This window comes from Pigmentiphaga sp. (genome assembly GCF_019689535.1).
In the GTDB taxonomy this organism is placed as follows: Bacteria; Pseudomonadota; Gammaproteobacteria; order Burkholderiales; family Burkholderiaceae_B; genus Pigmentiphaga.
This window is the reverse complement of sequence record NZ_JADGHH010000130.1, coordinates 1-10,018: the sequence shown is the minus strand read 5'-3', so window position 1 is coordinate 10,018 and position 10,018 is coordinate 1. Positions and strand designations below refer to the sequence as shown.

Here is a 10,018-nt window from a genome sequence, read left to right as displayed (position 1 = left end):
GCCTGTGCGAATCTTTGTCCCGCAGACTCCGGGCACGACGCCCGATTCTGTCGCGCGCATCCTGGCACCTCACCTGAGCCGCGAGCTGGGCGTGCCTTTCGTCGTCGAGAATCGGGCTGGTGCCTCGGGCATCATCGGGATGGAAGCCGCAGCGAAGTCACCCCCGGATGGACATACCCTGCTGAGCAACGTTTCGACGACGCTGACGCTCCCGTACTTTTACGACAAGGTTCCGTTTGACGTGCTGGGCGACTTTACGCCAATCGGCCTGGTGGGTTCCGGGAACTTCGCGCTGGTGGTCAACCAGGCGCTGCCGGTAACCAGCTTGGATCAGCTCCTGGCATATGCCAAGGCGCACCCCGGACAGCTTCGCTATGCCTCCCCGGGCTTGGGGACTCACCACCATTTGTGCATGGAGCTGTTGATGGCGAGGACGGGCATCCAATTGGAGCACATCCCCTACAAGGGGTCGGCGGGCGCGACGACCGATGTGCTGTCGGGGCAGGTACAGGTGATGTTTCTTCCCATCCAGGTCGCGATGAATCATGCTGCCAGCGGGCGGATCCGGGTGCTGGGAGGAACGCGCCTGCAGCGGCATCCTCCGTATCTGGACCTGCCGACCCTGGACGAATTGGGGGTCACCGGCTACGACGTGGACCCTTGGTACGCCCTGTGGGGGCCCAAAGGCATGGCGGAGCCGCTGGTGCGGCGCTACAACTCCCTGTTGCAGGCCCTGCTTGCCCGGGATGATGTCAAGAATGATCTTGCTGCGGTAGGGTTGGCGACGCGGCCCGGCGCGCCGGAGGAGCTGGCCAAGGTCGCCCGGGCCGAGCAGCAACTGTGGGCGGGATTGCTCAAGGGCAAGATAGGTCCCTCCAAGGCAGGTTGACGGGAGGATGCAGGGAGGGGCGGCCTTGCCGCCGGCCTCTCCCTACCTACCCGGGTGCTACAATCCTCGCACCTCTTATTGGCGCCGATTTGCCTGGTCCGCTTGCGGGCGCCTCATAAATCCTGCTAAAGAGCTCCGTCCACCGTGTCTTCCGATTCGCACCTCGAAGAGGCGTTGACCGCCTTCCTCGACACTCCCGCCGCACCTTCCATCGGTCCTGATTCCGTCGGCATCGTCAAACCCCAGTCCATGGACTTCGACGAGCCGCTGCAGTTGGCCAACGGCTCGTCCTTCGGCCCGTATTCGCTCACCATCGAGACCTATGGGACGCTCAATGCCGAGCGGAGCAACGCCGTGCTGGTCTGCCACGCCTTGAATGCCTCGCATCACGTGGCCGGGATTTCGGCGGACGATCCGTCGGACGTGGGCTGGTGGGACAACATGGTGGGGCCGGGCAAGCCGCTCGACACCAACCGGTTCTTCGTGATCGGGATCAATAACCTCGGCTCGTGTTTCGGCTCGACCGGTCCGGCGAGCATCAATCCCAACACGGGCCAGCCGTATGGCGCTTCGTTTCCGGTCCTGACGGTGGAAGACTGGGTCCACGCCCAGGCCAGGGTGGCGGACCGCCTCGGCATCCGGCGCTTTGCGGCCGTCATGGGCGGGTCGCTGGGCGGCATGCAGGCGTTGAGCTGGGCCATCACTTATCCGGAGCGGGTGGCGCATTGCATCGTCATTGCCAGCACTCCCCGCCTGTCGGCCCAGAACATCGCGTTCAACGAAGTGGCCCGGCGTGCCATCATCACCGATCCGGAGTTTCACGGCGGCAATTTCTATGCGCATGGCACGGTGCCGCGCAATGGTTTGTCGGTTGCCCGGATGATCGGCCACATTACGTATCTGTCGGGCGACGACATGGCCGCCAAGTTCGGCCGTGCTCAGCGGTCGCCCGGCGCGGACGGCGCGTTCCGCTACGGTTATGACGTGGAATTCGAGGTGGAGTCTTATTTGCGCTACCAGGGCGAAAAGTTCTCCAAGTATTTCGATGCCAATACGTATTTGCTGATTACGCGCGCGCTCGATTATTTCGATCCGGCCAAGCAGACCGGCGGCGATCTTGCCAAGGCCTTGGCGCCGGCGCAGGCAGAGTTCCTGCTCGTCTCGTTTACCACCGACTGGCGCTTTCCGCCGTCATGCTCGCGGGAAATCGTCCAGGCATTGCTGCGCAACGATCGCCCGGTAACCTATGCCGAGATCGAGGCGCCGCACGGGCATGACGCCTTCCTGCTCGACGATCCGCGCTACCATGCCGTCGTGCGCAGCTACTACGATCGCGTGGCTCGCCAACTAGGCATCGCGGAAAATGGAGGTGCGCAATGAGCCGGCCAGACCTGCGTCCAGACCTCGCGCGAATCGCCAGTTGGATCCCCCATGGGGCCCGCGTGCTCGACCTGGGGTGCGGCGACGGCACCCTGCTCGCCCACCTGCGGGATGCGCAGCAGGCGCGCACCGTAGGCGTGGAGATCAGCGACGAGCATGTGATCGAATGCACGCGCAAAGGGGTCAACGTCATCCAGCAGAACCTGGAGGACGGCCTCGCCTTGTTCGACGATGGCCAGTTCGACACCGTCGTGCTTTCGCAAACCCTCCAGGCGGTGCATAACACCGAACGCATCCTGCTCGAGATGGCGCGCGTGGGTCGGGAGGGCATCGTGTCTTTCCCGAACTTCGGTTATTGGACCCACGGATTGTCGATCCTGCTCGGCCATATGCCCGTTACCGGCCAGATGCCTTACGAGTGGTACAACACGCCCAACATTCATCTGTGTACGCTGAAAGATTTCGAGGCGCTGGCGGCAAAGTTGAACCTGCGCATCCTCGCGCGTGCCACGTTTGCCAACGACAGGGAAATTTCTTGGCTGCCGGGATGGCGCAGCACCTTGGCGGTTTACCGCTTTGCCTCGCCGATGGCGCGTTGAAGCCACCCGTGCCGCCCGGGGGGGGCGGCTCGTCCTGCCGGTGGGCGGGGTACCGCCGCGGCGTGATCGGAATCACTTCAAGGAGCGCTCATGATGTGGAAAGTCTTCACGGCTATGATGCTGATGGGAGCGGCCGCGGGCTGCGCCGCGCCGGCGCCGTCCGGCGCCCCGCAGCCTTCCGCGGCGGAGCCCAGGCAGGAAGGGTGCAATGCCGAGTCCGCCCAGCATCTGGTGGGACAAAAGCTCAGCTCGGTGTTGGTCGAAGAGGCGCGCCGGGCCACCGGCGCCAAGAGCGCGCGGGTGCTGCGCCCCGGACAGGCCGTCACGATGGAATTCAATCCCTTCCGGGTGAACGTCGACGTCAACCGTAGCGAGCTCGTCACCGCGATACGCTGCGGCTGACCCGTCGGGCCGTGCTGGCTCAGGGGCTATATCCGCCGTCGCTGCTCCAGTCGCGCTTGGCATCCGGCGGGGGCGTCGTCGCGGCGGGCGCCGCGGGCGCGCGCGCCATCCAAGCGATCAGGGACGACCGCATGGCTTCCTCTACCGACATGTCGATGGGCGTCACCCAGGAAGTGGGCACGAATACGGTATAGCCCCCGATCATATAGCCCATGGGAAGGTAGACTGCCACCCGTTCTCCCTCCAGGAAGCCTTCGGGCAGCCCGGCGGTGCTCCTGCGCGTGACCAGCCCCACCAGTTCGATTTCCTGGCCGGGCGGCCGCAGGATGACGACCTGCTGGCCCCCTTGTGCAGTGGTCGGTGAGAAGTAGTCGGCAAAGCTCTTGAGCGAGGAATAGATGCTCTTGATGACCGGGATGCTGGTGAAGGGCAGTTCGACGTATGAAAGCAGGCGCCGCACCCGGTGCTTGGATACCAGCATGCCGACCGCGATGATGCCCAGTACGCCCAAGACCAGGCCCAGGCCGGGAAAGTAGAACTTGCCGATGAAGGGGTGCAGCACGGCGAGCGCCAGCGCTTCCATCCATGCGATACAGACGTAGAGCAGGTAAATGGTGAGCGCCAGCGGGAGGATGGTGATCAGGCCACGAAAGAAAAACTTGTACATGGGCTTCATCGCAGACTCCTGCGGCCAGGGGAAGGCCGTCGTAAGGCGGCCGGGGCGCACAGCATAGCAGCAGAATGGGCGCGGCTGGGACCGCGCCCGGCAGGGTCAGGCCGCGCGGAAGCGGACGATGCCGTCGGCGCCGGTTTCCCGCTGCAATGCCCCTTGGTAATAAAGCATGTGCAGGTGGGCGAGCGCCTCGCCCAGCGCGAAGGTCATTTGGTGCAGGTCGAGCTTGCGCCTGAACAAGACCGGCACGATGTCGTGCGCGGACCGGGCCTGTTCGGCGCAGGCCTGCTTGACCCGCGCCAAGTGATCGGCATGGTGCGCATGCTGTTGGGCAATGCGCCTGTGCAGGCCCACGAAGGGCCGGCCGTGCGCGGGAAGCACCAGTGCGTCTTCCGGCAGGTGGGCGTAGCTGCTGAGCGAATCCAGGTAAAGCTGCAGCGGATTGCTTTCCGGATCCGTGTCGGTGACGCTGACGTTGGTGGAGATGCGCGGCAGTACCATGTCGCCGGAGATGAGGATGTTCAGCGCCTGGCAGTGCAGAGAAATGTGCTCGGGCGCATGGCCGTAGCCGGCGATGGCCCGCCATTCATGCCCGCCTATGTGCAGCGCGTCGCCGTTCATGATGCGGTTGAAGTGCGCCGGCACCTTGGGTACGAGCTGGGGATAATAGCGGGTGCGTGCGCGCACGCCAGCCAGCGATTCCGGATCGGTCACGCCGTTGCGAGCGAAGTGCTCGGCCATTCGCTCGCCGCCCGAGATGGCCCTGCCTTCCACGAAAAGATGGGCCGTGAGGAAATCGGTTGCGCTCATTTGCAGCGGCACGTTCCACTTCTCGGTCAGCCAATGGGCCAGGCCGATGTGGTCGGGGTGCATGTGGGTCACGATCACGCGCACCACGGGTAGTCCGTCCAGCTGCGTGGCGAAGATCTGCTCCCACAGCGCCTTGACCTCATCGCGCGCGACGCCGCAGTCCACGATGGTCCAGCCATCGCGTCCGCCGAAATGGTCCCGCAGCAGCCAGAGGTTGATGTGATCCAACGCAAAGGGTAGCGGCATGCGTACCCAACGTATGCCGGGTGCGACCTCGATCGCCGAGCCGGCTCCCGGAAGGGTGTCGCCCAGCGGGTATTTCAATTCGTGTTCGAGAGGGTTCATGACGGTCCGGGAGTGCCTGGCCGGTTTCGGCCGGCCCGCGAGCGGGAGACTAAAATGGCAGGCAAACTTGTTGGTAAAGTACAGCTTAGTGTACCCATTGCCCGGCAGGCGTCGCTTCGACCGGTCCGCTGTGCGTCGCATGCGTCGCCGCGGCCGGCTGGCGCCAGCCATCTTCCAGAACTAGGAGTCGAAGATGTCGGATCCCGTAGTCATCGTATCGGTTGCCCGAACCCCCATGGGGTCCATGCTGGGCGAACTCGCCGGTCTGACGGCCAGCCAGTTGGGGGCGGTTGCCATCAAGGCGGCGGTCGAGCGTGCAGGCCTCAAGCCCGAGCAGGTCCAGGAAGTCATCATGGGCAACGTGCTGCAGGCCGGACAAGGTCAGGCGCCTGCCCGCCAGGCTGCCTTGGGTGCGGGACTGCCCTTGCCGGTGGGGTGCACCACCGTCAACAAGATGTGCGGCTCGGGCATGAAGGCCGCGATGTTCGCGCATGACCTGCTCCTGGCGGGCAGCATCCAGGTGGCCGTGGCCGGTGGCATGGAGAGCATGACCAACGCTCCCTATCTCGTGCCCAAGGGTCGCCAGGGCTATCGCTACGGTCATGCCACCATGTATGACCACATGGCGCTCGACGGCCTGGAAGACGCGTACGACCGCGGCCGTGCCATGGGCGTGTTCGCCGAAGATTGCGCGGCCAAGTACAGCTTCACCCGGGAACAGCAGGACGCCTATGCGCTCGAGTCCCTGCGCCGCGCGAAGGCCGCCAACGAGGATGGCAGCTTCGAGTGGGAGATTGCACCCGTGACGGTGGCCGACCGCAAGGGGGAAAAGGTCATCACGCGCGACGAGGCGCCTTTCAAGGCGATGCCCGAAAAGATTCCTACCCTCAAGCCCGCATTCAAGAAAGACGGCACCGTGACGGCCGCGAACGCTTCGTCCATTTCCGACGGCGCCGCCGCGTTGGTGATGATGCGCGCCTCGACGGCGGAGAAGCTGGGCGTCACGCCCCTGGCGCGGGTCGTCGCCCACGCCGAACACTCGCAGGAGCCCCAGTGGTTCACCACGGCACCCGTGGGCGCGCTGTCCGCGCTGTTCGCCAAGACGGGCTGGAAGGCGGAGGACGTGGATCTCTATGAGATCAACGAAGCATTCGCCGTCGTGACCATGGCCGCCATGGCCGAGCACAAGCTGCCACACGAGAAAGTCAACGTACACGGTGGGGCGACCGCCTTGGGCCATCCCATCGGTGCGAGCGGCGCGCGGTTGATCGCCACGCTGATCGGCGCGATGCGCAAGCGGCAAGCCAAGCGCGGCGTGGCGTCGCTGTGCATCGGCGGCGGCGAGGCCACCGCCATGGCGATCGAGTTGATCTGAGCGACGGGCCTGCATGACGCAACACCCAGCGGCCGGCGGCAAGCAGGCCGGCCCCGGCTTGAGCGCGAGTCCGCCGGCCCGTCCTGCGGCGGGCGCGAGCCAGTCCGGCGAAACGGTCAAGCCCAGCGACGCCTATGTGCAGTCGTTTGCGCGCGGGCTCGCGGTCATCCGTTCTTTCAGTGCAGAGCGGCCGGCCATGACACTGACCGAAGTGGCCGACGCCGCCGGACTCACGCGCGCGGGCGCGCGCCGCATCCTGTTGACGCTGGTGCAGCTGGGGTACGTGGCAACCGAGGGGCGCCTGTTCCGGCTTACCCCCCGCATCCTCGAGCTGGGGTTTGCTTATCTCACCTCCATGCCTTTTTGGGATCTTGCCGAGCCCATCATGGAGGAGCTGGCCAACGAAGCGCACCAGTCGTGTTCGGCCACCGTGCTGGACGGCACGGATATCGTCTACGTGCTGCGCATTCCGTCCGGCCGCATCATGTCCATCAACCTCGGCATAGGCAGCCGGTTGCCCGCTTATTGTTCCGCCATGGGGCGCGTGCTGTTGGCGGGCCTGCCCGACGATGAGATCGACGCAGTGTTGGCCCAATCGGACCTGCGTGCGCACACCCCCCTGACGGAGACCGATCCCGCGCGCCTGAAACAGGCCATCCTCGCCGTGCGCGAACAGGGGTGGGCATTGGTGGACCGGGAGCTCGAGACTGGCTTGGTGGCCATCGCCGCGCCCATCCGCGATCGCAGCGGGCGCACTGTCGCCGCGTTGAACCTGAGTGGGCAGGCACACCGGATCACGGCCGAGCAAATGCGGGAGGAGTTATTGCCCCTGCTGTGCCGCGCGGCCGAGCGCATTAACGAACTCATGAAGCGCGTGTAACCTTGGAAGACTCTTCCCACGCCTTGCTCCCGGGGGAGCCGATGAAAGAGTCATTTGCGTGCGCACCTTTGATACGCGAGATCGGGCGGGGCAAGAACGGCTCCCGCGCCCTCCCGCGCGAACATGCGCGGGAGTTGATGGGGGCCATGCTCGACGGAAGAGTCTCCGACCTCGAGCTCGGGGGCGTGCTGCTGGCCTTGCGAATGAAAGGCGAGGCGGTCTCCGAGGTCGCGGGGTTCCTGGACGCGGCCGAAGCCCGTCTTGTGCGCGTGGCGCCGCCGACCGGCGGCCCGGTTGTGATCCTGCCTACCTACAACGGGGCGCGGCATGCACCCAATCTTGTGCCGCTGCTGGCGTGGTCGCTGGCCGAGGCCGGCGTACCGGTGCTGATGCACGGCCAGGCTTCGGAGCCGCGGCAGTCCGGCATTGGCTCGAACGTGGCCCGGGTACCGACCCTGGACATCCTGGAAGCGCTCGGCGTTTCCGCGTCCGGCGATGCCGAAACGGCCGCGCGCGGGCTGCGCGAACGCCGGTTGGCTTATTTGCCGCTGGAGGCCGTGAATCCCGGGCTGGCGCGGCTCGTCGGCTTGCGCCGCATCTTGGGTGTGCGCAATGTGGCGCATACGCTCGCTAAGTTGCTACGGCCCGTGCAGGGGCCGAGCCTGCTGCTGGCGGCCTACACGCATCCGGAATTCGGCGCGATGCTGTCGGAGCTCTTCGCGTTGCGGCGCGAACCCGCGTTGCTGATGCGCGGCACGGAAGGGGAGGCCGTCGCCAATACGCGGCGCCCGCAGCGCATTGCGCGATGGTTGGACGGCGTGGAGGACACGGCAGTGGAAGGCGCTCCCGGCCCCGTCGCGCAGGTGCCTGCGCTTCCGCCGCGCGATGCCACAGCCACTGCGGCGTGGATGCGTGCAATCCAACAGGGGCGGGAGCCGCTGCCCCGCGCCATTGCCGCGCAACGGGATGCCGTCCTCGATACGATCGCGCGCATGGGGCGGCGCACATGACGGCGCGTGGCATCGTCCTGTTCGCCCATGGCTCGCGCGATCCGCGATGGGCGGAGCCGCTGGATCGGTTGGTGCAGGCCATCCGGGCGCGCGATCCGGGCGTCGCGGTCGCGACGGCATTCCTCGAACTGCATCCGCCGACGCTGCAGGCCGCGGTGACCGGGTTGGTGGCCCAGGGAGTGGCCGATATTACGGTGTTGCCGGTATTCTGGGCGGCAGGCGGGCATGTGAGGCGCGATCTGCCACAATTGCTTGCTCAGGCGCAGGCCGCACATCCCGGCATCCGGCTCGCGGCGTTGCCGGTATTGTCCGAGCTGCCCGGAGTGCTGGAGGCCGTGGCGAGCGCAGCCGTCCAGCCCGGCGCACACGGGCCGGACTGACGTGGCGCCGCGCGACAAGGAAAACATGGAATCGACGCATCTAACAGGGAGACCATCGTCATGATGAAAATCTGGGGCCGCATCACATCCATCAACGTAGCCAAGGCGGTTTGGGCCGCCCAGGAGCTGGGGCTGCAATTCGAGCGCATCGACGTGGGCGGCCCCTTCGGCGGCCTGGACACGCCCGAGTACGGAGCCTTGAACCCCAATCGCAAGATCCCGACCCTCGATCACGACGGCTACATCCTCTGGGAATCGAATTCCATCGTGCGCTATCTCGCCGCGACCTATGGCGCCGGGACCCTGTGGCCCGCCGATCCCCGCGAACGCGGGCTGAGCGACCGCTGGCTCGATTGGCAGGCTACCGAGTTCGCCCCCGCCATGGGGCCGGCCTTCCTCGGGCTGATCCGCACGCCGGAGGGGCAGCGGAACCAGCAGGCCATTGCCGATGCCACCGCTCGCACCAATCGGCTGCTGACCGTGCTCGAGGGCGTGATGGCCGACGGCCGGCAATACGTGGCCGGAGACCGCTTCACCATGGGTGACATCGCCGTGGGATGCGCCGTGGACCGCTGGCTCCGGATGCCCGTCGAACGCCCGGAGACGCCTGCCGTCGCGGCTTATTACGAGCGCGTGAGCAGCCGGCCGTCCGCGCAGGGCGTGCTGAAGCAGAAGCTCGTATGATCCGGGACATCCTCAAGATGGGCGACCCGCTCCTGCAGCGGGTCGCCAAACCCGTCGAGCGCGTCGGGACGCCGGAGCTCGATGCGCTCATCCAGGATATGTTCGACACGATGGAGGCTGCCGGCGGCGTGGGGCTGGCGGCGCCTCAGATCGGGGTAGACCTGCAGGTGGTCATTTTCGGCTTCGACCGCAGCGAGCGCTATCCCGATGCGCCGGCCGTGCCGCGGACGGTGCTCATCAATCCGGTGATCACGCCCTTGTCGGACGAGCGTGAAGAGGGATGGGAAGGCTGTCTGTCGGTGCCGGGCCTCAGGGGATCCGTGCCGCGCTACGTCTCCATCCGCTATACCGGCATCGATCCTGCCGGCAAACCCATCGACCGCATCGCCGAAGGCTTCCACGCCCGCGTCGTACAGCATGAGTGCGACCATCTCATCGGTCGCCTGTATCCCTCGCGCATCGAGGATTTCTCCAAGTTCGGCTTTACCGAAATCCTGTTTCCGGGCCTGGATCCGCGCGGCGACGACTGACCATCCCCCAGCCCGTGCCGCGGGCGCCGTTGGCGCCATGAGAACGCTATAACATACGTCT

12 protein-coding genes and 1 riboswitch are annotated in these 10,018 nt (G+C 66.0%); of the genes, 10 read left to right on the top strand and 2 right to left on the bottom strand.

The genetic code is table 11. The features are described 5' to 3' along the window. From IRZ12_RS11940 to IRZ12_RS11925, 4 genes are all read left to right on the top strand, one after another. Nucleotides 1-889 (top strand): tripartite tricarboxylate transporter substrate binding protein (locus tag IRZ12_RS11940; protein ID WP_296468667.1); only part of this gene is annotated, 889 nt, incomplete at its 5' end. Nucleotides 890-960: 71 nt separating this feature from the next. Beyond that, a riboswitch (SAM riboswitch) is annotated at nt 961-1,039 on the top strand. Nucleotides 1,040-1,063: 24 nt separating this feature from the next. Continuing rightward, a complete protein-coding gene (locus tag IRZ12_RS11935; RefSeq protein WP_296468669.1) occupies nt 1,064-2,269 on the top strand; it encodes a homoserine O-acetyltransferase in 1,206 nt (401 codons plus the stop codon). Continuing rightward, the gene (metW, locus tag IRZ12_RS11930; protein WP_296468664.1) at nt 2,266-2,868 is read left to right on the top strand and encodes a methionine biosynthesis protein MetW; all 603 of its coding nucleotides are present in this window, start codon (nt 2,266-2,268) and stop codon (nt 2,866-2,868) included. The genes IRZ12_RS11935 and metW overlap by 4 nt, the downstream gene beginning before the upstream one ends. Before the next feature lie 90 nt (nt 2,869-2,958). Then, nucleotides 2,959-3,270 (top strand): I78 family peptidase inhibitor, encoded by a 312-nt coding sequence (locus tag IRZ12_RS11925; RefSeq protein ID WP_296468662.1) that lies wholly within the window; start codon nt 2,959-2,961, stop codon nt 3,268-3,270. 19 nt (nt 3,271-3,289) lie between these two features. Here the strand turns inward: IRZ12_RS11925 and IRZ12_RS11920 are convergent, their stop codons facing one another. Both IRZ12_RS11920 and IRZ12_RS11915 read right to left on the bottom strand, forming a co-directional pair. Continuing rightward, nucleotides 3,290-3,946, bottom strand: a complete 657-nt coding sequence (locus IRZ12_RS11920; RefSeq protein ID WP_296468661.1) for a DUF502 domain-containing protein — start codon at nt 3,944-3,946, stop codon at nt 3,290-3,292. 96 nt (nt 3,947-4,042) lie between these two features. Continuing rightward, entirely contained in the window at nt 4,043-5,098 is a 1,056-nt protein-coding gene (locus tag IRZ12_RS11915; protein WP_296468658.1) for an MBL fold metallo-hydrolase, read from the bottom strand. A 193-nt stretch (nt 5,099-5,291) separates the two neighbouring features. Between IRZ12_RS11915 and IRZ12_RS11910 the strand changes: the two genes are divergently transcribed. From IRZ12_RS11910 to def, 6 genes are read left to right on the top strand one after another with little or no spacing between them, the layout of a single operon-like run. Beyond that, nucleotides 5,292-6,473 (top strand): acetyl-CoA C-acetyltransferase, encoded by a 1,182-nt coding sequence (locus tag IRZ12_RS11910; protein ID WP_296468656.1) that lies wholly within the window; start codon nt 5,292-5,294, stop codon nt 6,471-6,473. A gap of 13 nt (nt 6,474-6,486) precedes the next feature. Further along, nucleotides 6,487-7,353, top strand: a complete 867-nt coding sequence (locus IRZ12_RS11905) for an IclR family transcriptional regulator (RefSeq protein ID WP_296468654.1) — start codon at nt 6,487-6,489, stop codon at nt 7,351-7,353. A gap of 41 nt (nt 7,354-7,394) precedes the next feature. Next, the gene (gene ybiB / locus IRZ12_RS11900) at nt 7,395-8,363 is read left to right on the top strand and encodes a DNA-binding protein YbiB (protein ID WP_296468652.1); all 969 of its coding nucleotides are present in this window, start codon (nt 7,395-7,397) and stop codon (nt 8,361-8,363) included. Beyond that, nucleotides 8,360-8,743: a CbiX/SirB N-terminal domain-containing protein gene (locus IRZ12_RS11895; RefSeq protein ID WP_296468650.1), complete on the top strand. Its 384-nt coding sequence runs from the start codon at nt 8,360-8,362 to the stop codon at nt 8,741-8,743. The genes ybiB and IRZ12_RS11895 overlap by 4 nt, the downstream gene beginning before the upstream one ends. A 60-nt stretch (nt 8,744-8,803) precedes the next feature. Next, nucleotides 8,804-9,427, top strand: a complete 624-nt coding sequence (locus IRZ12_RS11890; protein WP_296468649.1) for a glutathione S-transferase family protein — start codon at nt 8,804-8,806, stop codon at nt 9,425-9,427. After that, nucleotides 9,424-9,957 (top strand): peptide deformylase, encoded by a 534-nt coding sequence (gene def / locus IRZ12_RS11885; RefSeq protein ID WP_296468647.1) that lies wholly within the window; start codon nt 9,424-9,426, stop codon nt 9,955-9,957. Before IRZ12_RS11890 ends, def begins: the two co-directional genes overlap by 4 nt. Nucleotides 9,958-10,018 lie beyond the last annotated feature (61 nt).

Excerpts from the sequence above, each read along its gene's own strand:
- metW (WP_296468664.1), top strand. The coding sequence starts at position 2,266 with ATGAGCCGGCCAGACCTGCGTCCAGACCTCGCGCGAATCGCCAGTTGG.
- IRZ12_RS11910 (WP_296468656.1), top strand. The coding sequence starts at position 5,292 with ATGTCGGATCCCGTAGTCATCGTATCGGTTGCCCGAACCCCCATGGGG.
- IRZ12_RS11920 (WP_296468661.1), bottom strand. The coding sequence starts at position 3,946 with ATGAAGCCCATGTACAAGTTTTTCTTTCGTGGCCTGATCACCATCCTC.
- IRZ12_RS11905 (WP_296468654.1), top strand. The coding sequence starts at position 6,487 with ATGACGCAACACCCAGCGGCCGGCGGCAAGCAGGCCGGCCCCGGCTTG.
- ybiB (WP_296468652.1), top strand. The coding sequence starts at position 7,395 with ATGAAAGAGTCATTTGCGTGCGCACCTTTGATACGCGAGATCGGGCGG.
- IRZ12_RS11890 (WP_296468649.1), top strand. The coding sequence starts at position 8,804 with ATGATGAAAATCTGGGGCCGCATCACATCCATCAACGTAGCCAAGGCG.
- def (WP_296468647.1), top strand. The coding sequence starts at position 9,424 with ATGATCCGGGACATCCTCAAGATGGGCGACCCGCTCCTGCAGCGGGTC.
- IRZ12_RS11915 (WP_296468658.1), bottom strand. The coding sequence starts at position 5,098 with ATGAACCCTCTCGAACACGAATTGAAATACCCGCTGGGCGACACCCTT.
- IRZ12_RS11925 (WP_296468662.1), top strand. The coding sequence starts at position 2,959 with ATGATGTGGAAAGTCTTCACGGCTATGATGCTGATGGGAGCGGCCGCG.
- IRZ12_RS11895 (WP_296468650.1), top strand. The coding sequence starts at position 8,360 with ATGACGGCGCGTGGCATCGTCCTGTTCGCCCATGGCTCGCGCGATCCG.